Source organism: Rahnella sp. PCH160 (genome assembly GCF_047784855.1).
In the GTDB taxonomy this organism is placed as follows: Bacteria; Pseudomonadota; Gammaproteobacteria; order Enterobacterales; family Enterobacteriaceae; genus Rahnella.
Window position 1 is genome coordinate 3,957,923 of record NZ_JBLOGT010000001.1, and the last position, 23,263, is coordinate 3,981,185.

Annotated in this window: 23 protein-coding genes and 2 pseudogenes; 11 read left to right on the forward strand and 14 right to left on the reverse strand. The window is 53.0% G+C overall.

Annotation, left to right across the window (positions count from 1 at the left end; translation table 11 throughout):
- Nucleotides 1-178 precede the first annotated feature (178 nt).
- From bglG to ACM5QY_RS18290, 5 genes are all read right to left on the reverse strand, one after another.
- Nucleotides 179-1,027, reverse strand: coding sequence for a transcriptional antiterminator BglG (bglG, locus tag ACM5QY_RS18270; protein ID WP_416122102.1), 849 nt, complete (start codon nt 1,025-1,027; stop codon nt 179-181).
- A gap of 166 nt (nt 1,028-1,193) precedes the next feature.
- Complete coding sequence (locus tag ACM5QY_RS18275) at nt 1,194-2,621, reverse strand: carbohydrate porin (RefSeq protein WP_416122103.1); 1,428 nt, start codon at nt 2,619-2,621, stop codon at nt 1,194-1,196.
- A gap of 149 nt (nt 2,622-2,770) precedes the next feature.
- Nucleotides 2,771-4,168, reverse strand: coding sequence for a glycoside hydrolase family 1 protein (locus tag ACM5QY_RS18280; protein ID WP_416122104.1), 1,398 nt, complete (start codon nt 4,166-4,168; stop codon nt 2,771-2,773).
- Between the two features lie 22 nt (nt 4,169-4,190).
- Nucleotides 4,191-6,068: a PTS beta-glucoside transporter subunit IIABC gene (gene bglF, locus ACM5QY_RS18285; protein ID WP_416122105.1), complete on the reverse strand. Its 1,878-nt coding sequence runs from the start codon at nt 6,066-6,068 to the stop codon at nt 4,191-4,193.
- 297 nt (nt 6,069-6,365) lie between these two features.
- Nucleotides 6,366-6,527 (reverse strand): SDR family oxidoreductase, encoded by a 162-nt coding sequence (locus ACM5QY_RS18290; RefSeq protein ID WP_416122106.1) that lies wholly within the window; start codon nt 6,525-6,527, stop codon nt 6,366-6,368.
- Nucleotides 6,528-6,546: 19 nt separating this feature from the next.
- Between ACM5QY_RS18290 and ACM5QY_RS18295 the strand changes: the two genes are divergently transcribed.
- The 3 genes and pseudogenes from ACM5QY_RS18295 (at nt 6,547) to ACM5QY_RS18305 (ending at nt 7,577) form a co-directional block, all read left to right on the forward strand.
- On the forward strand, nt 6,547-6,882 hold the full coding sequence (locus ACM5QY_RS18295; protein WP_416122107.1) for a LysR substrate-binding domain-containing protein: 336 nt from the start codon (nt 6,547-6,549) through the stop codon (nt 6,880-6,882).
- A gap of 209 nt (nt 6,883-7,091) precedes the next feature.
- On the forward strand, nt 7,092-7,232 hold the full coding sequence (locus tag ACM5QY_RS18300) for an ash family protein (RefSeq protein WP_195814525.1): 141 nt from the start codon (nt 7,092-7,094) through the stop codon (nt 7,230-7,232).
- A gap of 73 nt (nt 7,233-7,305) precedes the next feature.
- Nucleotides 7,306-7,577, forward strand: a pseudogene (locus ACM5QY_RS18305) (helix-turn-helix domain-containing protein).
- 66 nt (nt 7,578-7,643) lie between these two features.
- Here ACM5QY_RS18305 and ACM5QY_RS18310 read toward each other — a convergent pair.
- Nucleotides 7,644-8,294, reverse strand: a complete 651-nt coding sequence (locus ACM5QY_RS18310; protein ID WP_416122108.1) for an FMN-dependent NADH-azoreductase — start codon at nt 8,292-8,294, stop codon at nt 7,644-7,646.
- Between the two features lie 197 nt (nt 8,295-8,491).
- A complete protein-coding gene (locus ACM5QY_RS18315) occupies nt 8,492-9,007 on the reverse strand; it encodes an RrF2 family transcriptional regulator (protein WP_416122109.1) in 516 nt (171 codons plus the stop codon).
- A 263-nt stretch (nt 9,008-9,270) separates the two neighbouring features.
- On the opposite strand from ACM5QY_RS18315, the gene ACM5QY_RS18320 reads away from it, so the two are divergent.
- Complete coding sequence (locus tag ACM5QY_RS18320) at nt 9,271-11,649, forward strand: glycoside hydrolase family 3 N-terminal domain-containing protein (RefSeq protein WP_416122110.1); 2,379 nt, start codon at nt 9,271-9,273, stop codon at nt 11,647-11,649.
- Between the two features lie 112 nt (nt 11,650-11,761).
- Here ACM5QY_RS18320 and ruvB read toward each other — a convergent pair whose 3' ends face one another.
- The 6 genes from ruvB to aspS form a co-directional block, all read right to left on the reverse strand.
- Entirely contained in the window at nt 11,762-12,769 is a 1,008-nt protein-coding gene (gene ruvB / locus ACM5QY_RS18325; protein ID WP_416122111.1) for a Holliday junction branch migration DNA helicase RuvB, read from the reverse strand.
- Between the two features lie 8 nt (nt 12,770-12,777).
- The gene (ruvA, locus tag ACM5QY_RS18330; protein ID WP_416122112.1) at nt 12,778-13,392 is read right to left on the reverse strand and encodes a Holliday junction branch migration protein RuvA; all 615 of its coding nucleotides are present in this window, start codon (nt 13,390-13,392) and stop codon (nt 12,778-12,780) included.
- An 87-nt stretch (nt 13,393-13,479) separates the two neighbouring features.
- Nucleotides 13,480-14,001, reverse strand: coding sequence for a crossover junction endodeoxyribonuclease RuvC (gene ruvC, locus ACM5QY_RS18335; protein WP_015696865.1), 522 nt, complete (start codon nt 13,999-14,001; stop codon nt 13,480-13,482).
- 109 nt (nt 14,002-14,110) lie between these two features.
- The gene (locus ACM5QY_RS18340; protein ID WP_416122113.1) at nt 14,111-14,854 is read right to left on the reverse strand and encodes a YebC/PmpR family DNA-binding transcriptional regulator; all 744 of its coding nucleotides are present in this window, start codon (nt 14,852-14,854) and stop codon (nt 14,111-14,113) included.
- 25 nt (nt 14,855-14,879) lie between these two features.
- Entirely contained in the window at nt 14,880-15,326 is a 447-nt protein-coding gene (gene nudB, locus ACM5QY_RS18345; protein WP_416122114.1) for a dihydroneopterin triphosphate diphosphatase, read from the reverse strand.
- A complete protein-coding gene (gene aspS, locus ACM5QY_RS18350) occupies nt 15,326-17,122 on the reverse strand; it encodes an aspartate--tRNA ligase (RefSeq protein WP_416122115.1) in 1,797 nt (598 codons plus the stop codon). Before aspS ends, nudB begins: the two co-directional genes overlap by 1 nt.
- 339 nt (nt 17,123-17,461) lie before the next feature.
- Here aspS and ACM5QY_RS18355 point away from each other — a divergent pair, with 339 nt between their 5' ends.
- From ACM5QY_RS18355 to ACM5QY_RS18385, 7 genes are all read left to right on the forward strand, one after another.
- Nucleotides 17,462-18,037: a hydrolase gene (locus ACM5QY_RS18355; protein WP_416122116.1), complete on the forward strand. Its 576-nt coding sequence runs from the start codon at nt 17,462-17,464 to the stop codon at nt 18,035-18,037.
- Between the two features lie 76 nt (nt 18,038-18,113).
- Nucleotides 18,114-18,932, forward strand: coding sequence for a DUF72 domain-containing protein (locus ACM5QY_RS18360; protein ID WP_416122117.1), 819 nt, complete (start codon nt 18,114-18,116; stop codon nt 18,930-18,932).
- Between the two features lie 109 nt (nt 18,933-19,041).
- Nucleotides 19,042-19,437, forward strand: coding sequence for an MAPEG family protein (locus ACM5QY_RS18365; protein WP_416122118.1), 396 nt, complete (start codon nt 19,042-19,044; stop codon nt 19,435-19,437).
- A gap of 115 nt (nt 19,438-19,552) precedes the next feature.
- Nucleotides 19,553-20,296 (forward strand): carboxy-S-adenosyl-L-methionine synthase CmoA, encoded by a 744-nt coding sequence (cmoA, locus tag ACM5QY_RS18370; RefSeq protein WP_416122119.1) that lies wholly within the window; start codon nt 19,553-19,555, stop codon nt 20,294-20,296.
- Nucleotides 20,293-21,264 (forward strand): tRNA 5-methoxyuridine(34)/uridine 5-oxyacetic acid(34) synthase CmoB, encoded by a 972-nt coding sequence (gene cmoB, locus ACM5QY_RS18375; protein ID WP_416122120.1) that lies wholly within the window; start codon nt 20,293-20,295, stop codon nt 21,262-21,264. Before cmoA ends, cmoB begins: the two co-directional genes overlap by 4 nt.
- 167 nt (nt 21,265-21,431) lie before the next feature.
- Entirely contained in the window at nt 21,432-21,635 is a 204-nt protein-coding gene (locus ACM5QY_RS18380) for a hypothetical protein (protein ID WP_104922452.1), read from the forward strand.
- A gap of 427 nt (nt 21,636-22,062) precedes the next feature.
- Nucleotides 22,063-22,308, forward strand: a complete 246-nt coding sequence (locus tag ACM5QY_RS18385; RefSeq protein WP_416122121.1) for a hypothetical protein — start codon at nt 22,063-22,065, stop codon at nt 22,306-22,308.
- Between the two features lie 86 nt (nt 22,309-22,394).
- On the opposite strand, the pseudogene cutC reads toward ACM5QY_RS18385, so the two are convergent.
- Nucleotides 22,395-23,152, reverse strand: a pseudogene (gene cutC, locus ACM5QY_RS18390) (copper homeostasis protein CutC).
- Between the last annotated feature and the right edge of the window lie 111 nt (nt 23,153-23,263).

A 23,263-nucleotide genomic window follows, 5' to 3' on the forward strand; every position in this document is an offset into this window, starting at 1 on the left:
ATTGCAAGCGACGACGTTTACGTGGTTAACCCACTGTAGTTTTTTTAGCCGGAACTGTTTTTGATGCAATAACGGCGAAGGATGCTACCTGTTCTCATTAAATGAGGCAAAAAAAACCGTACTTAAAAATTGTGATAAGACATAATTCGCAGCGTGAATTGTGCGCACAACGACGGTTTTATGCATGATCTGGCGGCTTGCTCTCTTTGCGCACCCGTTCGATGTTGATCGACAAGTACATGATTTCTTCGGTCGTCAGCCCGCGTTCATACTGCGCCGCCAGATATTCCCCGATTTTTTCTGAACACAGCCAGGCCTGCGGGTAATTTTCTTTTACCGCCACATGCAGCGTCATATCATCGTCGGCGACCACGGTACGGTTGAGCATCCGCTGGGCAAAGAATTTGAGGTGGGTAACGAAGCGCTGATAACTCAGCGACTCTTCGTCATATTCCAGGCGCAGCTGGTATTTCACCAGATTGAGGATTTCCTGCATCACGCGGGTAATGCGTGCCACTTCCGGCATTTCACCGTTCAGTTGAGCGTTGACCAGATGCAGGGCAATGAATCCGGCTTCATCCACCGGCAGACGCACACCCAGACGCGCATCGATAATGTCCAGCGCTTCTACGCCCAACGCATATTCTTTCGGATACAACTGGCGGGTTTCCCACAACAACGCATTGCTGATGGGCACGCCTTGTTTCTGGCGCTCAATGGCAAAATTACAGTGGTCGGTCAGCGCGATATACAGATTTTCCTGCAACTTGCCCAGCCGGTTTCGCGCCAGCGAGATGATCTGGTCGCAGGTGGTCATCACTTCCATCGGAATATGCGACAGCAGCTCGGTCAGATGCGCGACCAGTTCGTCGTTTTGCAGGGCAAAGATTTTCTCGATTTTGCTGTCATCAAGTTCATCTCCCGTTTTTTTCATAAACGCCAGACCGCGGCCCATGACGACCTGTTCCCGCTGCTGATCGTTGACAACCACCACCACGTTATTATTTAAAATTTTGGCGATTTTCATTGTGATTCCCTGAAAAGAAAAACCCGACCGTCGGCGAAGAAGATCAGGTTTTATCTGGCGCAGCATTGCGTATCTGTCTGATAATATTAACAGGTTAGATCAGCCACTCAATGCACATTACTGAAAAAGCGTGATAACGATCCCGGCGTTCCAACAAGCCCGGCACTCAGAAAGTGACAATCGCTTTCAGCCCGGTCACCCAGGCGTCCTGCGTTTCTTTCACGCCGCCCGGACGATACCAGTATTGCAAATCCGGTTGCAGAATAAGCCATGAACGCACCTTAATCTGATAGTACAAATCCGCGTTAACCGAATGCCCGGACAACGGCGTATACAGCGGATTACTGTAATCATCGACCTGATAAATGGCATTCAGGTTTTCCTGATTTTGCCGGTAGTGATCGCTCATTTTAATGTACGTCATGCCAAAGCCGAGCCAGTCGTCAGGACGCGCATCGAACAGCCCGCGATAGCGCATGGACGCTGCCTGCGTGTAGTGAATGCTGTTGCTGCGCTGGTCGGCCAGGCCGAGACTGTACGACACGCTCATGCCGCGGTTCGGGTCATCGCCGCGCTGCGTCACCTGCTGGTTGAAACCAGTGTACATAAACCAGGTGCTGCTGTGGGAACGGTAACCCTCAGGATCACTGGCCCCGACGCTTTGCGTTTTCCCTTCCGAGAGATCCTGCTGCGGCGAGTTGGTGTACAACAGCCCGAAATTATAAATCCCCGGCAAACCGTTGACCTTGGTTTTCAGCTCCGCTTCCATTGGCAGTAAAATACCGCGCGCGCCTTTCAGCGAACCGCTCCAGGCGTATTTTCGGTCCGACGCGTCCGGGTTCTGTTCCATGATGCCGGTTTTGAGCGTCAGGCCGGGCGTCAGTTTGTACTGGACGGTGGTGCCCCAGTAATGCTTATTCCAGTTGTACCAGGTCATCGAGTTCGCCGATTTCCCCCCGCACTGGCTGAGCAACTGGAAATCACACGGGATAATCTGATCGAAATCCTGATTCTTGTTCATCATGCCGATACGCCAGTGCAGTTTACGGTCGTCGAAACTGCGCCCGAAGGTCAGCCAGCCCAGACGCGTAATCGACTGGCCTCCCCAGCTTTCCTGTGCGATATCGTTAAAACCGACGCGTGGATCCTGTGTGCGTTCCGACGTCAGATTGTCGTTATGGTTCCGGTTGACAATGTTCCCTTCAATCGCCGCATCGGGAATGCCGGTATACATTTCCAGATCCTGTGTAAACGTCAGCGAGAACTGGTCGATGTACGCCAGTTTCTTGTCATGGTTGTAACCGCCACCGGCGTTATAAGAGGATTCACTCAGGTAGCCGAGCTGATAATGGAAACCGTGGTCTTCAAGAATCGGTCGGATCCCCAGCATATCACCGAGCATTCCTTTGGCCGGTGCTTCAAAACCGAGCACGGTTCCGTTCCAGTCACTGGCGGCCAGCGCCGGTTGAAGTCCTGCGCTGGCCAGACAAACAGCCAGCGCAAGATATTGACGATAAGAATATGGCGCGGGTCGTTTTTTATATAACGTGCCATCCTGTGTAGGTAAAACAGAAGTCTGAGAAAATTTCATCATTACATTCCCTTCGAATTATTGATTATTTTATTGTTATTCGAATTCCTTCCCGCAGGCGCAGAATGTCCTGCGGGTGGAATTTCGCATTATATAAATATTTTAGATTTTGAGTGACCTGATAATAATCAGGCCACCGGATTACGGTTTATTTAGGCTTTTAACGATGCGCCGTGAGATTTAATCACCTCGGCATACCAGAAGAAGCTTTTCTTACGGCGGCGTTCCAGCGTCCCGTTTCCCTGATCGTCACGGTCGACGTAAATATAACCGTAGCGTTTGGAGAATTCGGCTTTCGATGCGCTCACCAGATCGATAGGCCCCCAGCTGGTGTAGCCCATAACTTCCACGCCGTCTTCAATGGCTTCGCGCACCTGCACCAGATGGTCGTTGATATATTGAATGCGGTAATCGTCATTAATGCTGCCGTCCGCTTCGACTTTATCGCGGGCACCCAGGCCATTCTCAACAATAAATAACGGTTTCTGGTAACGGTCATATAATTCATTCATTAAGAACCGTAAGCCTTCCGGATCAATCTGCCAGCCCCATTCTGAACTTTGTAAATGTGGATTTGGCACCATATTTAATATATTGGCGCGCGCTTTAATATTTTGTTCTTCATCCGTGGTCACACAACCGGTCATGTAATAACTGAATGATATAAAATCGACGGTTTCTTTCAGAGCGATTTTATCTTCGGCAGTAATATTTATTTCCATGCCGCGGTCTTTAAAGAAACGCTTCATATAGACCGGATACGCACCGCGCACCTGAACGTCGCCGAAGAATAACCATTCCCGGTTTTGTTGCAGCGTTTCCATCATATCGGCCGGTTTGCAGGTCAGCGGATACAGCATTCCGCCCAGCAACATGTTGCCGATTTGGCCGTCAGGAATAATTTCGTGACAGGCTTTTACCGCTTTGGCACTCGCCACAAGCTGGTGGTGAATGGCCTGATAAATCGCCTGCTTGCTGCTGCCTTCCGGCAACCCGACGCCCGTAAACGGCGCGTGCAGCGACATGTTGATTTCGTTGAACGTCAGCCAGTGTTTCACTTTATCTTTGTAACGGGTGAACACGGTACGGGCGTAATTCTCAAAGAATCCGATGGTATCCCGGCTGCCCCAGCCGCCGTGTTTTTTCACGATGCCGTAAGGCATTTCATAATGGGATAGCGTCACCAGCGGCGTGATACCGTATTTTGCCATTTCATCAAAGAGGCGGTCGTAGAAGGCCAGACCGGCTTCGTTAGGTTGCAACTCGTCGCCTTGCGGGAAAATACGCGTCCAGGCAATTGACGTGCGTAATACGGTGAAGCCCATTTCGGCAAACAGTTTCATGTCTTCCGGGTAACGGTGGTAAAAATCAATCGCCACATCTTTAATACCGAAATCGCCTTCTACACGTTCCTGCACCGGGCCGAATACGCCCTGCGGTTGCAGGTCTGAGGTGGATAATCCTTTACCGTCGGTCAGGTATGCGCCTTCAACCTGATTGGCTGCCACTGCGCCGCCCCATAAGAATTCCTTCGGGAAGTGCTTGCTCATGTGAACCTCCTGGTTCTGACTGTTATCGTAAAAGGGTAAGTAATAAGGTTTCTTCGCCGACGTCATGACCAATATTGGCCGGGATAACGTCGAGATAATCGTCGCTGTTGGTAATCAGCACCGGCGTTGTCAGGTCGTAACCCGCATCAGTAATGCCCTGAATATCAAACTCCAGCAGCAAATCGCCCTGTTTGACGACCGCGTCCACGGCTACGTGCGGCGTGAAGAATTTGCCATCGAGTTTCACCGTATCGATACCGACGTGGATCAGGATTTCAGCGCCGTCTTCCGATTCAATACCGATGGCGTGATGGGTTTTAAACAGGGAAACCACCGTGCCGTTGACCGGCGAAACCACACGGCCCGCAGACGGAATAATTGCCACGCCTTTGCCCAGCAAACCGCTGGCAAACGTCGGGTCTTTCACCTCTTCCAGCGCCACGCAGGCACCGGTCATCGGGCTGGTCACCAGCGTTTTTCCGCGCGGAGCCTGAACGGAAGCCGGAGCTACCGCCGCATCGGCCGTTTCACGCTGTGCAACCTCGTCGTTCATGCCGAAGAAAAAGGTCGCCAGTGCAGCAAAAACAATAGCAACGGCGGTGCCGGCAATTGCAGCGGTAACCGTCTGGTCGAAACCTGTCGGTGGAATGATCTGCGTGAACGTGAAGATGCTGGCAAAGCCAAAGGAATAGGCGGTGGTCTGGAAATAGCCCAGGATTGCCGCGCCCAGCGCGCCGCCGACGCAGCCGAAAATAAACGGACGGCGGCGTGGCAGGTTAATCCCATAAACCGCCGGTTCTGTGATACCGAAAATTCCGGCGCTGATCGCCGAACCCGCCAGTGCTTTGGTGCGCGCGTCTTTGGCACGCAACATCACGCCGATTACAGCGCCAACCTGTCCCATGACCGCAGGCAATAACAGCGGCAACATGGTGTCATGGCCGAGAATACTGAAGTTGTTGATCATCAGCGGCACCAGCCCCCAGTGCAGGCCGAAAATGACGCAAACCTGCCACAGCGCGCCCATAAAGGCACCGGCGATTGTCGGGCTGATGTGGTAGATAAACTGATAGCCGTTGGCGAGTTGCTGGCTGGCCCAGGTCGCGACAGGCCCGATAAGCAGGAACGTCAGCGGAACAATTACCATCAGGCAGATAAGCGGTGTAATGAAATTGCGCAGGGAGCCCGGCAGCAGTTTCATCATACGTTTTTCCAGCCAGCTCGACGCCCACGCGGCGAGGATCACCGGAATAACCGATGATGCGTAGTTAATAAAAACCAGCGGGATACCAAAGAAATGTTCTGAGGGCACGCCGGGCTGCTGGGCGTTGAAGGCTGCCGTCATCAGCGGATGCACCATCGCACCGCCAATCATCATCGTGACAAACGGATTGCCGCCGAATTTCTTCCCGGCGGTAAAGCCGATCACCAGCGGGAAGAAGTAAAACATGGCATCGCTGGCGGCAAACCAGACTTTATAGGTGCCGCTTTCCGGATTCAGCCAGCCGCAGGCCAGCGCCAGTGCCAGGAAACCTTTCAGGATCCCCGACGCTGCCATGATGCCGATGAACGGCGTAAAAATGCCGGAAATGACGTCAATGGCGCGAGCAAACAGAGTGCCGTTGTCCTGCGTTTCATCATCGCCGCTGTCGGAAAGCGCACTGCCGCGCACCAGCGCTTCGTACACCGCGCCGACATGGTTGCCGATCACGACCTGAAACTGGCCGCCGCTTTCCACCACCATAATGACGCCCGGATTCTTTTTTAATCCGGCGGCATCGGCTTTACTGATATTTTTAAGCTTGAACCGTAAACGGGTGGCGCAATGCACCACGCTGTTTACGTTTTCCTTTCCGCCTACTCCGCGGAGAATCTCTTCGGCTAAGGTTTTATATTCCATGGTGTTATCTCATCAGAGTAATGGCGTCGTGCACGACATTGCCGTTGTATTTCAAAGGGGCGGCCGGCCCCTGAATTCAGGCCAAAAAAAAACCTAAACGTCCGGTTTCTTCACGTTATGCGAAGAAACAAGAAGTTTAGGTTTTGCCTGTCAGACAGTAACAATCCTGCTTTCTGACCCGGATTCTCTGGCGAATCGCTCGCAGAAACAAGTTGTAATGTCAGCCGGGTGTTGAAATTGTGATGGGCTTCAGATTTTGTGAAGGCTGACGCTCATCCCTGAGCATCAGCATTGGAACTAGCGCAACCCGGCGATGGTAAAACCGCCGTCCACCAGCAGATTTTGCCCGGTGACAAACCGCGCTTCGTCGCTGCACAGCCACACCACCACGCGCACCGTTTCACCCACTGAAGCCGGTATTGCGCTGCTGGCCGAAATCGCGCCCGCTTTTTCGGCCATTACCCGTGCGGTAGAGAAAGTGAATACGTACAGGGAACTCCCGCAGGGAACGGTACGCATTAACACGCCACGCATTGCCGCTGAACTTGTTTTTATGCCGCTGTTAAAACAATTTACCCGGAAGTTTCCGGATATCCGGCTGGAGCTCGCCACAAACGATGGGTTCGTGGATATCATCAGGAGTACGCATCCGGGGCGATGTGCACTTGTCGGGCAGGGGCTGCTTGTCCGCGTGCTCGAAGACTGGTCGGTGACGTTTCCGGGTTTTTTTCTGTATTATCCCGGCCATCGCCAGCTTCCTGCGGCGTTAAGAGCTGTGATTAGTAGCTTCCGTTTGCCCCTCTCCAACCACTAATTCGCTCATTTAACGTCTGGAATTTAAAGGCACTCCTAATGCGGTGTTGGTACCCGTAAGCGGTTACGTTATAATTCCCCCGTTGCGGCAAAATCCGTAACCAGGATTCTCAACCTAAATGTTTACTGGCGACATGAAATGTACAACTGCATTTCACGTTTTGGGTCTGCGCATAGCTATTGCCTGTACAAACAACAAGCAATATCTCAATGGTGGCTCAGGCGGGGCTGACTTCGGTCAGGCCGGTATCCAGTAGAACCGGTGTTGAGAACCCCGTCAGGGCTACCACCAGTGAGATTCTCAACTCCGGTGGTCGCTGTAACATCAAACTACTGGACAATGAACCATGAACGACACGCCAAGGCAGGCAATACTTCCTCCCCCACTGTTGATTTATGCTCCCGTGTCTTACGGAGAGAGCATATGAAGAACACCCGTGAAGACTGGCATCCCGCCGATATTATCGCTGCAATTCGCAAAAAAGCTCAACGCTGACGGCACTCTCGCGTGATTCGGGGCTGGGGGCATCAACCCTGTCCAATACGCTGTCGCGACGCTGGCCCAAAGGTGAGTTGATTATTGCGGCAATGATCGGCGTTCCGGCGTGGGAAATCTGGCCAAGCCGTTATTACAATGCCAATGGGGAGTTAGTTGTTCCAAAGTTACGGCCCCTAAAGCGGAGGTTTAATCCGTGACAGCGGTGAGAGCCTGGCTTTCACCGCATTTTGAAAATGTTCAGACAAGCCCACTGTCTTTCATCACTATGCTGTGACTGCAACGCTTTCCGCCCATTCGCAGGAGATCGCATCCAGTTCAGTGCGGGCTTTTGCCAGCCCGGCATCGCGCGCCGCTTCATCAGAAAATTGCAGTGGCTGTGCATCAACAAACCACGGGTTTTGCACGCCCATGAAAAGAAACGCATTTCTCAGCACCGGCGTCATCGAATCCATTGCCGCGTAAGGACTTCCCTCGCCCAGATCCGCACCGCGCGTGGTGATAAACAGCACTTTTTTATCGCCAAGATTACCGCTGGTGGTGCCATCTGCATGCAAATCGTAAGTGATGTTGGTGCGGACAATGTTGTCGATGAACGTTTTGAACGTCGACGGAATAGTCCAGTTGTACATCGGCATCGCACACACCAGTGCATCGGCTTCCAGAACGCGTTTGCACAGCGCATCTGAATCGGCCAGCACTTCACGCATGCGGCCTGTACGCTGATCTTCAGGCGTATATGTCGCCTGCACGAATTCCGCAGAAATGTGTGGCTGCACCTCTTCCGTCACATCCAGATAATCAATCTCAATATCCGTTCCCTGCTGCTCAAGCTGCTCGAAAAAATAACGTCCCAAAGCACGGGAGTTTGACCACTGGTGGAATTTCGAGCTGGCATCGACGTGTAAAATTTTCATGCTTTTCCTTAGGGTGAGTGTGCAGAACACTTTTTAACTACGACTAATTTTGTCGTAGTTAAAAATACGCCTGTTAATACCTGCATGGCAAGATCCTTTTGCAGAAAAATTTCAGGGGACATTGCGAACGAAAATGCAAAAACGGCCAGCATCTTCAGGATACTGGCCGTTTCAGCGAAATATGAGGAATTGAAAATTCAGAGGATCCGGCGTGAACCGCGATCGCCCAGCCAGCGGCTGACCTGTTGCCCGAACTCCGGCGGCGCTTTGCGCCCGAACTGGCCCGCCAGCCCGGCCAGTGTTTGGGCGGCGAGCACGGCGCGCATGCTGTTGTCAGCATCAATCATCAGCGAGTGAATCGCGCAAAGCCCCGCACTCGCCCAGGACGGCGGCGTATCTTCGAATACCGCACATCGGTTACGGATTTCCTTACAGTCGAACAGTTTTTTGCGCCCGTCAACGGCGTCCACGACGTCCAGCACGGTGATTTCATGTGGAGGCTTCGCCAGCCGGATCCCACCTTTTGCGCCTTCGGTCGCAATGATCAACCGGGCTTTGTGCAGTTTGGTAAACAGTTTCGCGACATAGTCGAACGGCACCCCCTGAAGTTCTGACAAATCGCGCACACTGGCCTCCGTCACCTTTCCCTGCGGATCGGCGACATACAACAGGCAATGCAATGCGTATTCAACGCCAGCGCTGATATGGGACATACGACGTTCAACTCCTAACTAAGACTCTTCAACGCGTAATTAAACACCAGATGCGCCGTAATTAACACCTCCCGCCCCAAATTCTGCTGGCACGGACATTTGCTTCGCTCAGTTTGATCCCGTTCACAAATAGAAAACAAAATCAAAAAACGTAAATTACATATTCCTTTCCTCAATTGTTTACCTTTGCCCCATTCACAATACTTCTGCTCATGCTTCACCTTTTCATACGTTGTTCCCGCGGTTAATCAAGGAGAAATACGATGACTCATCTGTATCAGGATGCTGCACAGCCCGTTGCAGCTCGCGTTGCCGACCTGCTGGCACGCATGACGCCGGAGGAAAAATTCGCCCAGATGCACGCGTTTTGGCTCATCCTCGACAGCAACGGAAACCATAAAGAACGTTCAGATCTCAGTGATGATTTTGCCGGTCATAAAGAAACGTTGGCGCTGGAAAAGCAGCTGGCGTCCGGCGCTGGGCAAATCACCCGTCCGATGGGGACGCACGTTGTCAGCCCGCAGGAAGGCGTCCGGGCGCTGAACCGTCTGCAAAAAACGCTGGTTGAAGAAACGCGACTGGGCATTCCGGCGATGTTTCACGAAGAATGCCTGGTCGGTTTGCTGTGCAAAGATGCCACGCTGTTCCCCTCTTCGCTCAGTTACGCGTCGACGTGGGATCCGGAGCTGATGGAAAAGGTCGCCGCCGCCATCCGGCAGGAAGCGCTGAGCGTCGGATGCCATCAGGGGTTAGCGCCCGTTCTGGATGTGTCGCGCGATGTGCGCTGGGGACGTACCGAAGAAACGTTTGGCGAAGATCCGTATTTGGTGGGGATCATGGCGACAGCCTACGTGCGCGGTTTACAGGGCGAAAACCGCGATTTACTCGCCACGCTCAAACATTACGTCGGCCATTCTTTCAGCGAAGGCGCACGCAATCACGCCCCGGTACACCTGGGGTTCCGTGAACTCAACGATACCTTCCTGCTGCCGTTCGAAATGGCGGTAAAACTGGCAAACGCCGGTTCCGTCATGCCGGCTTATCACGATATCGACGGCCAACCGTGCCACAGCGATCATTTCCTGCTGACGGAAATTCTGCGCGAACAATGGGGCTTTGACGGACTGATCGTGGCAGATTACGGTGGCGTCAGTCTGCTACATCAGCATCACGGCGTCAGCCACGATGATGCCGAATCGGCGGCGCTGGCATTTAATGCCGGTCTGGATATTGAATTACCGAAAGGCGATTGCACCCAGCATCTGGCCGACGCGGTATCACGCGGGCTGATTGATATGGCAAAAATCGACGACATTGTCAGCCGGGTTCTGACGGAAAAATTCCGCCTCGGGCTTTTCGAACGGCCTTATGCCCCCGATTCACAGCCTGAAATGCAGCAACCCGCCGTGCGTGAACTGGCGTGGGAAGTGGCGGTTCGCTCCATTACATTACTGGAAAATAACGGCATTCTGCCGCTGAAACCTGCAACCGGCCAGAAAATCGCGGTGATCGGCCCCACGGCGGACGACCCGCTGGCGTTGCTCAGCGGTTACAGTTTCCCGGTACATCTGATTATCAGCGAGATGGAAGCGCACACCGGACAGGTCACGACGCCGCTTCGGGCGCTGCGCTCGGCGTACGGCGAGCAGAATATTCGTTTCGCAAAAGGCTGCCATATTCTCGAAAAACGTACAGCCGGTGCGCCGGTATTCCCCGGTGATGCAGGCAAGCCGATGCAAAACCCACCCATTTCACCGGACACCACGCAGATTGCCAGCGCGGTAAAACTGGCGCAGGAAAGTGACGTTGCGCTGGTGTTTGTCGGCGATCTGGCTGGTTTGTTCCAGAGCGGCACCGTTGGCGAAGGTTCTGATACCGACAGCCTTCAGTTGCCCGGCGTTCAGCAACAATTGCTTGAGCAGGTTGTGGCGACCGGTAAACCGACGATTGTGATCATGACCGGTGGACGCCCCTATTCACTGGGCGGACTGGAGGAAGAAGTGGCCGGGTTCCTGATGGCGTTCGCGCCCGGACAGGAAGGCGGACGGGCAATTGCCGATGTGTTAAGTGGCAAAGAAGCGCCATCCGGGCGGCTGGTGGTTTCCGTACCGAAAAGTGCGGGCGCGATGCCGTATTACTACAACCACAAACTGAAAAGTGGCGGGACGCCCATTGCGTTCCACTTCGGCGCGAAATATCCGTTCGGTTACGGGCTAAGCGGCACCGCGTTCAGGTATCACGATTTACAGTTAAATCGGCAGCCAGTTGCCATCGAAAACGGCGAAATTTTCTTACAGATTCAGGTGACCAATTCCGGTTCGCAGGCAGGCAGTGAAGTGGTTCAGGTTTATCTGCGCGACTGCGTGGCTTCTCTGGTTAGACCGGTACATGAGCTTAAAGCGTTCCAGCGCGTAGCACTGAACACCGGAGAAACCGCCACGCTGAATTTCAGTATTCCAACCGACATGCTGAATTTCACCAACGCAGCGCATAAACGCATCGTTGAACCTGGCGTTATCGACGTGCAGGTCGGGGCTTCCAGCGCCGATATTCGTGCCAGCGGTAAAGTGACCCTGGCCGGAGATGTGCGGGAACTGCCGCGCAACTGGCGGATGGTCAGCCGGTGCGAGGTGAATCAGTAACGGCTATTCACAGGTGGCAGGGCATCAGAAAGCAAAACGGACGCCTCAGCGTCCGTTTTTACAGGTTGTTCGTTTTCGCAGGTCGCTTGTTTTCACAGGCATAAAACTGCGGTTATTCAGTTTCCCGCGTGATGCCGAAATGCTTATACGCATGATTGGTTGCCATACGTCCGCGCGGCGTGCGCTGGATAAAGCCCTGCTGGATAAGGAACGGTTCGATCACGTCTTCTATCGTTTCGCGTTCTTCACCAATCGCGGCGGCTAAGTTATCCAGCCCCACCGGCCCGCCCATGAATTTATCAATAATCGCCAGCAGCAGTTTGCGGTCCATATAATCGAAACCTTCCGCATCGACATCCAGCATGTCCAGCGCGCCGTTTGCCACGTCACCGTTGATCGTGCCGTCGCCTTTCACTTCGGCAAAGTCACGCACGCGGCGCAATAAACGGTTGGCGATACGTGGCGTACCACGCGAACGGCGGGCAATCTGATGCGCACCTTCTTCCGACAGTTGCAGCCCGAGACAGGACGCACTGCGCCCGACGATGTGCTGTAAATCGGCGACCTGATAGAACTCCAGACGTTGGACAATACCGAAACGGTCACGCAGCGGAGACGTCAGGGAACCGGCACGCGTCGTGGCACCAATCAGGGTAAACGGGGGTAAATCGAGTTTGATGGAACGCGCCGCCGGGCCTTCACCAATCATGATATCCAGCTGATAATCTTCCATCGCCGGATACAGAATTTCTTCGACAACCGGCGAGAGACGGTGGATTTCGTCGATGAACAAAACATCGTGAGGTTCGAGATTGGTCAGCATCGCAGCAAGATCACCGGCTTTTTCCAGCACCGGCCCGGAAGTCGTGCGCAGATTCACGCCCATTTCGTTGGCAACGATGTTCGCCAGCGTGGTTTTACCCAGCCCCGGCGGCCCGAAAATCAGCAGGTGATCGAGTGCGTCTTTGCGTTGCTTTGCCGCCTGAATAAAGATTTCCATCTGCGAGCGCACGTGAGGCTGCCCAACGTATTCGCTGAGCAGCTTCGGGCGGATCGCACGGTCAATGACTTCCTCTTCACCGAAAACTTCAGAAGAAATCAGGCGGTCAGCTTCAATCATCGTTTACCTCACAGCGCCGCGCGCAGCGCTTCTCTAATCAACGTTTCGGATTCCGCACCCGGCTTCGCCACTTTACTGATCATGCGGCTGGCTTCCGGCGGCTTGTATCCGAGGGATATCAGGGCAGCGACTGCTTCACCTTCGGCATCAGATTCTTTCGCTTTCGACGCCGATGCAGGTAGCGTGATATCAGTATGATTGTTAAATAGATCACCGTTTAATCCTTTAAACCGGTCTTTCATTTCGACGACCAGGCGTTCTGCGGTTTTCTTACCGACGCCAGGTAACTTAATTAAGGCAGTGATTTCTTCCTTTTCCACTGCGCTGACAAACTGCTGTGCCGACATGCCTGACAAGATTGCCAGTGCCAGCTTTGGCCCGACGCCGTTAACTTTAATCAGCTCGCGAAACAGCGCACGTTCCTGTTTGTCATTGAACCCGTAGAGCAGTTGGGCATCTTCGCGAACGATAAATTGCGTGAAGATGATGGCTTCCTGACCCAGTTCGGGCAATTCGTAAAAACAGGTCATCGGCAACTGAACTTCATAGCCCACGCCGTTGATTTCCAACAGCACCAGAGGTGGCTGTTTTTCCAGAATAATGCCTCGAAGTCTGCCTATCACGTTCATTTTCCTTATCAGGTCAAAAGCAGAAATGTTTATATCATAAAAAAGGCTGGATGGATATCCAGCCTAATGAACTTGCGGCGTCTATCGCATACGCCCGCGCGCCATCTGCAATTTATCAGAACTCAACCGAATCGCATTCTGGCTCATGTGGCAGTGGGTAATCGCAATTGCCAGCGCATCGGCGGCATCGGCCTGTGGATTGGCGGGCAGTTTCAGGATTGAACGCACCATGTGCTGTACCTGCGATTTTTCGGCCGCGCCTGTGCCGACAACCGTCTGTTTAACCTGCCTCGCGGCATATTCAAACACCGGTAAATCCTGGTTCACGGCGGCCACAATAGCCGCCCCGCGCGCCTGACCGAGCTTTAACGCGGAGTCCGCGTTTTTCGCCATAAACACCGATTCGATGGCAAAAAAGTCAGGCTGAAACTGCGTGATAATTTCCGAAACGCCGGCATAAATTAACTTCAAACGCCCCGGCATATCGTCAACGACGGTACGGATACAGCCGCTGCCCAGATAGCTGAGCTGGCGCCCTGTCTGGCGGATAATGCCATAGCCGGTGATGCGTGAACCGGGGTCGATCCCCAGAATAATAGCCATAGCCGCTCAACGCCTTGTGTTGTCGTTTTTTTGAGAAAGTGGGGGACAGTATAAACTGCTGAGGGATTTGAGAATAGCCAGCCGGTGGAGACCACCGGCTGCGGTGAGATTACAGAGTTTCTGCGATCTCGTCGGAGATTTCACCGTTGTGGTAAACCTCTTGTACGTCGTCACAATCTTCCAGCATGTCGATCAGGCGCAACAGTTTAGGTGCAGTATCTGCATCCATATCGGCTTTGGTCGATGGGATCATGGTGACTTCGGCGGAGTCAGCTTTGTAACCGGCCGCTTCCAGCGCGTCTTTCACGTCACCCAGACTTTCCCAGGCAGTAAACACGTCGATGGCACCATCGTCGTAAGAAACGATGTCTTCTGCGCCCGCTTCCAGTGCGGCTTCCATCAGCACATCCTCATCCAGGCCCGGTGCAAACGTAATGACGCCTTTTTTGGAGAAGAGGTAAGAAACGGAACCGTCGGTGCCCAGATTGCCACCGGTTTTGTTGAAGGCGTGACGCACTTCTGCCACGGTACGGTTGCGGTTGTCACTCAGACATTCCACCATGATTGCAGAACCACCCGGGCCGTAACCTTCATAAATGATGGTTTCCATGTTGGTGTCTTCGTCACCCCCGATGCCACGCGCAATGGCACGGTTCAGGGTATCGCGGGTCATGTTGTTGGACAGTGCTTTATCAATTGCAGCGCGCAGACGTGGGTTTGAACCCGCATCGCCGCCGCCCAGACGTGCAGCGGTAACCAGCTCACGAATGATTTTGGTGAAAATTTTGCCACGTTTAGAATCTTGCGCCGCTTTGCGGTGCTTGGTGTTGGCCCACTTACTGTGACCTGCCATAAATATCTCCAAAAAGTCTAAAGTCTTAACAGACCGAATAGTTTACAAATTCTTCAATCGCCTGCTGGTTGCTCGGGGAGACGGTCAGCGCTGCCGCTTCCGCTTTTCCCAGCCACCGGTACGCGTGATGTTCGGTAAGAACCACATCACGCTCGTCGGGTAACGCCAGACAGAACCAATGTTCTTTATTACGGGTTACGCCGGGAGCATAGCGATGGCGCAAATGCGCAAATATTTCAAACTCCTCGCAGCGGTCACAATCATGAAGAGGCAGGTTTTCACCTGCGATGTCGATGCCGATCTCTTCCATCACTTCACGCTGCGTGGTTTGACTCGGGGATTCCCCGCCTTCCAGACTGCCGGTCACCGACTGCCAGAAATTCGGGTCATCCTTTCGCTGGAGCATCAGCACCCTGCCGGTGTTTCTGGCGTAGATGACGCACAGTATCGACTCAGGACGCTTATAGCTCATTAGTTATTCTCTGTATTTGTGTCTGGTGTCACTTCTTTTTTCGCGACAACCGCAATACCGAGTTCCAGCAAAGACGCCGGATTCGCGAAGCTTGGGGCTTCGGTCATCAGACAGGCCGCGGCCGTGGTTTTCGGGAAGGCGATCACATCACGGATGTTATCTGTACCGGTCAGGAGCATGACCAGGCGATCCAGACCAAATGCCAGACCGGCATGTGGCGGTGTGCCGTATTTCAGGGCGTCGAGCAGGAAGCCAAATTTCTCGCGCTGTTCATGTTCGTTAATGCCCAGAATGCTGAACACGGTCTGCTGCATTTCGCTGCGGTGAATACGCACGGAACCACCGCCCACTTCGTAGCCGTTGATGACCATGTCGTACGCGTTCGCGATAGCGGAAACCGGGTTCGCCGCCAGTTCCTGCGCCGTCATCTCTTTCGGTGCGGTGAACGGGTGGTGCATGGCGCTCAGGCCGCCTTCGTCGGTGTCTTCAAACATCGGGAAGTCGATAACCCACAGCGGAGCCCACATGTCTTCGCGGGTGATTTTCAGGTCGCGGCCCACTTTCAGACGCAGTGCGCCGATAGCGTCGGTGACAATCTTCGCGCTGGCTGCGCCGAAGAAGATCATGTCGCCGTCTTGCGCGCCGGTACGTTCAATCAGTGCTGACAGCAAATCCGCATTGAGGAACTTCGCCACCGGGCTCTGAATCCCTTCCAGACCTTTGGCCACGTCGTTGACTTTGATGTAAGCCAGACCTTTCGCGCCGTAAATTTCGATGAATTTCGCGTACTCGTCGATTTGCTTACGGCTCAGCTGTGCGCCGCCCGGAACGCGCAATGCGGCCACACGTCCTTTCGGATCGTTTGCCGGATCAGCGAACACTTTGAACTCGATGTTTTTCATCAGGTCAGCAACATCAACCATTTCCATCGGGTTACGCAGGTCTGGTTTGTCTGAACCGAAACGACGCATTGCCTCTGCATAGGTCATGATCGGGAAATCGCCCAGATCTACGCCTTTGATTTCCTGCCACAGTTCGCGGGCCAGTTTCTCCATCACTTCGAGCACTTGCTCAGCGCTCATGAAAGAGGTTTCCACGTCGATCTGGGTAAATTCTGGCTGACGGTCGGCACGTAAATCTTCGTCACGGAAGCATTTAACAATCTGATAGTAACGGTCAAAACCGGACATCATCAGCAACTGTTTGAACAGCTGCGGGGACTGCGGCAATGCGTAGAACTTGCCTTTATGCACACGGCTTGGCACCAGATAGTCACGCGCACCTTCCGGCGTGGCTTTGGTCAGCATCGGAGTTTCGATGTCGAGGAAGTCATGGCTGTCCATGAAACGACGCACGAAGCTGGTGATTTTTGCGCGCGCTTTCAGTCGGTTAGCCATCTCAGGACGACGCAAATCCAGATAGCGGTATTTCAGGCGCGCTTCTTCGGTGTTGACGTGGTTGGAGTCCAGCGGCAGCGCTTCTGAACGGTTGATGATGTTCAGCTGGCTGGCAAACACTTCCACTTCACCGGTCGCCATGTCTTTGTTGAACTGGCTTTCAGGACGCGCACGCACGGTGCCGGTGAGCTGAATGCAAAACTCGTTACGCAGTTCAGAAGCCAGTTTGTAGGCGTCTGCCTGATCCGGGTCGAAGAAGACCTGAACGATACCTTCGCGGTCACGCATATCAATGAAAATCAAACCACCCAAATCGCGGCGACGGTTAACCCAGCCACACAATGTCACTTCCTGGCCCACATTGGACGCATTCAGCTTTCCACAATATACAGTACGCATAACGGTATCCTTTTGATCCCACTACCCGGCCTCATGGCGCACAGGTACAGAAACGGTTATTCACTCTGGTCGCCCGCCGCAAAACTGTGCAGCGCGCGGAATGGGTTTTATTTGGTTCGAAAAAAGGCGGCTATTATAAAGGAATTTCCGCCGCAGGATAAGTGCGAACACATCAAGGCTGGCGCGGAAATTCGCGCATGTTGCTTGCTACACATAATTTAACAAAATTATCCCCATTTCGACCCACGCGTTAGCATAGACTCCCGCTATCCCCTTTGTACACGCCGTTCATTCTTCCTTCCTGTATTTACCCACTTTGATAACCGGGAGCTAAACGCCATGAAACTTGACCCTAAAACGACCGCTTTGGTGCTGATCGACTTACAGAAAGGCATTCTGCCGTTTGCGGGAGGTCCGCACACCGCGCAGCAGGTTCTGGATAACGCCACTGAACTGGCAAACCGTTTCCGTAAACTGGGCTCGCCGGTTGTAATGGTGCGCGTGGGCTGGTCCGACTCTTTTGACGAAGCGCTGAAACAGCCGGTTGACGTGCCCTCTGCTGCGCCGGAAGGCGGTTTACCGGCAAGCTGGTGGGAATTCCCGGAACAACTGGGCGTCACCGATAAAGACCTGCTGGTGGTTAAACGCCAGTGGGGCGCGTTCTACGGTACGGATCTGGATTTACAACTGCGCCGCCGTGGCATTAAAAGCATCGTGCTGGCCGGTATTTCCACCAATATCGGTGTGGAATCCACCGCCCGTAACGCCTGGGAACACGGCTATGAACTGGTGATCGCTGAAGATGCGTGCAGCGCGCACAACAACGATCATCACCAGTCCAGTGTGCAGTTTATTTTCCCGCGCATCAGCCGCGTGCGCTCAACCGCCGAAGTACTTGCCGCGTTGGCGCAGTAACGTTACCCTGCCGGAATATCCCTGACGCCGCCCGCACAGGCGGCGTTTTATTATGGAAAATCAAAGGAAACGCGGCATGTATATTGGTTTACCGCAATGGCACCACAGTGCATGGGCTCGCATCGGGCTTCGCGATCTGGCGGATTACGCCCGGTATTTCAATTGTGTCGAAGGCAATACCACGTTTTATGCGTTGCCGAAACAGGACGTGGTGATGCGCTGGCGCGACATGACGCCCGAATCCTTCCGGTTTTGTTTCAAATTCCCGTCGGCGATCAGCCACAAAGCCGCACTGGCAAACTGTCAGGAAGATGTCGATACGTTTTACCGCACGCTGGAGCCGCTTGGCGAACGCATCGGGCAGCTCTGGTTACAGCTTCCTCCCGCTTTCGCACCCGCACATCTTGAGCGTTTATGGCAGTTTCTGGATGCCCTGCCCGCCGGTTTTGATTACGGCGTTGAAGTACGCCATTCTGATTTTTTCGCCAAGGGCGATGCCGAACGCGCGCTGAATCAGGGATTACATCAGCGCGGCATTAACCGCACCATTCTCGACAGCCGCCCGGTTCACAGTTCGAAATCACAAACTGAAGCCGTGCTCGACGCAAAACGTAAAAAACCGATTCTGCCGCTGCACGCTGTGATGACCGCATCGCGCCCAATCGTGCGTTTTATCGGGGGCGATATTCTGGAAGATAACAAACCGCTCTTCGCCCAGTGGGCAGCCAAACTGGCGATGTGGGAAACGCAGGGGCTTTCTCCTTATTTGTTTATTCACACGCCGGATTGCACCGACGCGCCCCAGCAGGCGCGCAGTCTCTGGCCCCTGCTGCGGGCGCAAATCCCTGGCATTCAGCCTGCGCCAGACTGGCCGGAACAGGACGCGCTATTCTAAAAATTGCATGATTGTCTGGCGACAGTTTTGCGTCTTACCGCTATCATAGTGGCGCAGTGAAGCAGGTCATTGCCCAATAGGATCACAGGGAATAACCAAGGAAGTCATCATGATTAGCGCGTTATATGTCGTGCTTGCCGCCATACTTTTGATCAAACTCTCTTTTGATGTGGTACGTCTGAGAATGCAATATCGGATTGCCACTGGCGACGGCGGATCCTACGAATTACAAACCGCCATCCGTGTCCACGGCAACGCCGTCGAATACCTGCCAATCGGTTGTTTATTGCTGCTGTTCATGGAAATGAACGGTGCCGGCGTCTGGATGATCCACGCCTGCGGATTGCTGTTGATTATTGGTCGTCTGTTCCACTACTACGGTTTAAAAAATCGTGAATTCGCCTGGCGCCGCAGCGGCATGGCCGCCACTTACATCTCACTGGTATTGATGGTTATCGCAAATATCGTCTATCTGCCGTGGTCCCAGTTTCTGGCATTTGACTAACTTTTCCGCCGTTTTTTACGGGCAGCGCCGCGCACAGGTATCTGCCTGCCTCAGTATCTGCTAAAATTCTGCCTCAAAATTCTGCCCTTTCAATTTTTTGGTTCGACTCATCCTTATGGCAAAGCACGATACGCTGTTTTCTGCACCGATAGATAAGCTGGGCGACTGGACGTTCGATGAACGCGTTGCTGAAGTTTTCCCCGATATGATCCAACGTTCTGTACCGGGTTATTCCAACATTATTTCGATGATTGGCATGCTCGCCGAGCGCTTTGTTAAGCCCGACACGAATGTCTACGATCTGGGTTGCTCGCTTGGTGCGGCTACGCTGTCGATGCGTCGCAATATCAAGGTCTCGGGATGCGAAATCATTGCTGTCGATAATTCCCCCGCCATGGTGGAACGCTGCCGTCGCCACATCGACGCTTTCCGCGCCGATACGCCGGTTAACGTTATCGAAGCCGATATTCTGGATATCGAACTCAAAAATGCCTCGATGGTGGTGCTCAATTTCACCCTGCAATTCCTTGAACCGGACGATCGTCAGCGCTTGCTGAATCAGGTTTATCAGGGAATGCGGCCGGGTGCGGCGCTGGTGCTGTCAGAAAAATTCAATTTCGCGGACAAAGACGTCGGCGAACTGCTCTTCAATATGCATCATGATTTCAAACGTGCGAACGGTTACAGCGAACTGGAAATCAGCCAGAAACGCAGCATGCTGGAAAACGTGATGCTGACCGATTCTGTTGAAACCCACAAAGGGCGCCTGCATCAGGCCGGTTTCCAGCACACAGAACTCTGGTTCCAGTGCTTCAACTTTGGCTCACTGATTGCCGTGAAAGCCGGAGAAGCAAAATGATTGATTTTGGTGATTTTTACCGCGTGATTGCCAAAGGCCCGCTGAGCCCGTGGCTTAACACTTTGCCTTCGCAACTGACCGCATGGCAGAAAGAGTCGCTGCACGGCAAATTTAAACTGTGGTTTAACTCGGTGGACCGCCTGCCGCTTTTACAACCGGAGCGTCTGGATTTGCTGCACAGCGTTTCGGCTAATATGGAAATCCCTCTGCCCGCCGGTCAGCGCGAAGGTATCGAAAACCTGCTGCGCAATATGATGCCGTGGCGCAAAGGGCCTTTTTCGCTGTATGACGTTGAAATAAATACAGAATGGCGTTCTGACTGGAAATGGGATCGCGTACTGCCGCATATCTCTTCTCTGGCGGGCCGTACAATTTTAGATGTCGGGTGCGGCAGCGGTTATCACATGTGGCGCATGATTGGCGCGGGCGCACATCTGGCTGTCGGTATCGATCCAATGCAGCTTTTCCTGTGTCAGTTCGAAGCCGTGCGTAAATTGCTGGGCGGCGATCAGCGTGCACATTTATTGCCGCTGGGTATTGAACAGTTACCTGAACTGAATGCTTTTGACACCGTATTCTCGATGGGCGTGCTTTATCACCGCCGCTCGCCGCTGGATCATCTTTATCAGTTGAAAAACCAGCTGGTCAGTGAAGGTGAACTGGTGCTGGAAACGCTGGTGGTCGAAGGCGACAGTCAGCAGGTGCTGGTGCCGGGCGACCGTTACGCGCAGATGGGAAATATCTACTTCATTCCCTCCGCCGAAGCACTGAAGGACTGGCTGATTAAATGCGGATTTGTGGATGTTCGCATCGCGGACGTCAGCGTTACTACGGTTGAAGAACAGCGCCGTACCGACTGGATGACCAGTGAGTCGCTGGCCGAATTCCTCGATCCGAACGATCCGACCAAAACTGTCGAAGGTTACCCGGCACCGCGTCGCGCGTTGCTTATCGCACGTAAACCTTAATGCCGGTTTCTCCGCCGGACGCACTGTCTGGCGGAAACATTCCCCCGAATTTTTATCCAGCTTTCTGCCTCGTCACGCTGTACATTCAGGATTAAAAAGGTCTAACCTTTCGGAATGGCTATCTGTTTGTTCTGACAGAGATCGGGGTTAACGTTCTGGGAGGATGTATGAAATTCCCTAAAGGCAGTATCGTTCAACACAGATCCGGCGATATCAAAGGCACCGTGATGAATACGTTTGAGTCCGACAAGGAAATCGTGTCGTATTATGTTTCCTGGGAAGATGGCAGCAGCAGCCTGCATCAGGAAAACGAATTGCACTGGGCCAATATTGACGTCGCCATCAAAATAAAAAACTTCTACGAAAAGTAGCCAGCACACCCCTGACTGACATAAACCTCCCGAATTTATTACTCTATTCTGGCCTTACTATCAGGGCTGACGGGCATTGCGCGCCAGGCCTTTGTAAAGCTTCCTGTTTTGATGTTTTATCATTGGATTGATTCATACTATTTCGTGTATAAATTCGGCCAAAGTTATTCATCAGAACGCGAACCTGTCGCGGAGAAGCGTATGCGCCGAAGAATCCGATTCCTTTTTGATCGTGCAGTCATTGTTTTAGGCCTTTTTGTTATGTGTCTGGTGGTTAAGGCCGGCATGTTTGGTGTGGCATATCTCACCTGGGGCTGACGCTTTCCTCACTAAATCATCACACTTGTCTGTTTTGTAATCCCGATAACCTTTTTTAATGTAAAAGAAATGCTACTCTTCATAACCATTAAAATAACAAGGTTATGAAATGTCTGACTCCCACGATAATCCGGACGTTCTTCTGCGCACAGCACAGGCTCTGGAGGCCGCAATTGCATTCAGCATTGCGTCTATTTCAATTAGCCTTCCTGATGTAAAAACAGAAGTTGTGGAATCTTTGCGCCGCAATGTAGCCGACAGCGATAATCCGACTCCGACAAATGACGCCATTGAACACCTTGTAACCCTGATTGAAACAGCGGCAAAACCCGCTAAAAGCCGGAATTCAGAATAAAAAAAGCCCCGCCAAAATGACGGGGCCTGGTACTTGCGCAGGGCGACGCAATAAGGGTCGTGTGACCCGGTTAAATTTTGAGATTATTACGCCGTGCGGGATATTTGATCGTCAAACTGCAATGTACTTTTCATTGCGGCAACAATATCACCGTCCACGCAATAACGACTGAATTCATCAAAATCGGTATCGGAACTCATGGTGACACCGGCTTTGCGGTAGCGCATAGAAGAGGGAACCTGACGCCCTGCTGAGCTGTGTAATTCGGTCAGCCCAATATCGACAAATTTTTGCAGATTCGTCAGACGCACACCTGCGCCTGCCATAATAATAGGACCACGCGTTAGCTGATTCAGTTCCCGAAGCATCGGTAAACCGACTTCCGCATTTTGCTGCTGCCCTGAAGTCAGAATGCGCGCCACGCCTAACTGAGTCAACTGCTCAAGCGCGATCTTCGGGTTCAGGCACATGTCGAAAGCACGGTGAAATGTCACGGCCATATCGCCGCATAACGCCATCACTTCCCACATTCTTGGCATATCAATGTGCCCTTCACCGTCGAGCATGCCGAGCACCAGACCGGGATAACCAAGATCGCGGATCATCGCGATGTCACTTTTCAAAACATCAAATTCGCTTTGGCTATAGCAAAAGTCACCCCCCTCGGGCGTACAATCGGATGTACAGGGATTGTCACTTTTTCCCTCGCCAGTTTGAGGGTACCGTAACTCGGCGTAATCCCGCCATCTGCCTGGCTCGCGCATAATTCGACGCGATCTGCTCCGGCTTGTTCTGCTGTTAACGCACAATCCACGCTGTAACAACACACTTCTAATTTAGTCATGTGACCTCTCCTGATTACGGCATTATGCTACAACACTTGTCTGTAACCGGCCATGTCGCGTAGGCTTTGACATGGGCATTCCCGCCCAACTGCCTGCTTAGGAAAGCTAAC

Coding starts and splice junctions, on each gene's coding strand:
- bglG (WP_416122102.1), bottom strand. CDS start 1,027: ATGAAAATCGCCAAAATTTTAAATAATAACGTGGTGGTGGTTGTCAAC.
- ACM5QY_RS18275 (WP_416122103.1), bottom strand. CDS start 2,621: ATGATGAAATTTTCTCAGACTTCTGTTTTACCTACACAGGATGGCACG.
- ACM5QY_RS18280 (WP_416122104.1), bottom strand. CDS start 4,168: ATGAGCAAGCACTTCCCGAAGGAATTCTTATGGGGCGGCGCAGTGGCA.
- bglF (WP_416122105.1), bottom strand. CDS start 6,068: ATGGAATATAAAACCTTAGCCGAAGAGATTCTCCGCGGAGTAGGCGGA.
- ACM5QY_RS18290 (WP_416122106.1), bottom strand. CDS start 6,527: ATGGCCGAAAAAGCGGGCGCGATTTCGGCCAGCAGCGCAATACCGGCT.
- ACM5QY_RS18300 (WP_195814525.1), top strand. CDS start 7,092: ATGGTGGCTCAGGCGGGGCTGACTTCGGTCAGGCCGGTATCCAGTAGA.
- ACM5QY_RS18310 (WP_416122108.1), bottom strand. CDS start 8,294: ATGAAAATTTTACACGTCGATGCCAGCTCGAAATTCCACCAGTGGTCA.
- ACM5QY_RS18315 (WP_416122109.1), bottom strand. CDS start 9,007: ATGTCCCATATCAGCGCTGGCGTTGAATACGCATTGCATTGCCTGTTG.
- ACM5QY_RS18320 (WP_416122110.1), top strand. CDS start 9,271: ATGACTCATCTGTATCAGGATGCTGCACAGCCCGTTGCAGCTCGCGTT.
- ruvB (WP_416122111.1), bottom strand. CDS start 12,769: ATGATTGAAGCTGACCGCCTGATTTCTTCTGAAGTTTTCGGTGAAGAG.
- ruvC (WP_015696865.1), bottom strand. CDS start 14,001: ATGGCTATTATTCTGGGGATCGACCCCGGTTCACGCATCACCGGCTAT.
- ACM5QY_RS18340 (WP_416122113.1), bottom strand. CDS start 14,854: ATGGCAGGTCACAGTAAGTGGGCCAACACCAAGCACCGCAAAGCGGCG.
- nudB (WP_416122114.1), bottom strand. CDS start 15,326: ATGAGCTATAAGCGTCCTGAGTCGATACTGTGCGTCATCTACGCCAGA.
- aspS (WP_416122115.1), bottom strand. CDS start 17,122: ATGCGTACTGTATATTGTGGAAAGCTGAATGCGTCCAATGTGGGCCAG.
- ACM5QY_RS18355 (WP_416122116.1), top strand. CDS start 17,462: ATGAAACTTGACCCTAAAACGACCGCTTTGGTGCTGATCGACTTACAG.
- ACM5QY_RS18360 (WP_416122117.1), top strand. CDS start 18,114: ATGTATATTGGTTTACCGCAATGGCACCACAGTGCATGGGCTCGCATC.
- ACM5QY_RS18365 (WP_416122118.1), top strand. CDS start 19,042: ATGATTAGCGCGTTATATGTCGTGCTTGCCGCCATACTTTTGATCAAA.
- cmoA (WP_416122119.1), top strand. CDS start 19,553: ATGGCAAAGCACGATACGCTGTTTTCTGCACCGATAGATAAGCTGGGC.
- cmoB (WP_416122120.1), top strand. CDS start 20,293: ATGATTGATTTTGGTGATTTTTACCGCGTGATTGCCAAAGGCCCGCTG.
- ACM5QY_RS18380 (WP_104922452.1), top strand. CDS start 21,432: ATGAAATTCCCTAAAGGCAGTATCGTTCAACACAGATCCGGCGATATC.
- ACM5QY_RS18385 (WP_416122121.1), top strand. CDS start 22,063: ATGTCTGACTCCCACGATAATCCGGACGTTCTTCTGCGCACAGCACAG.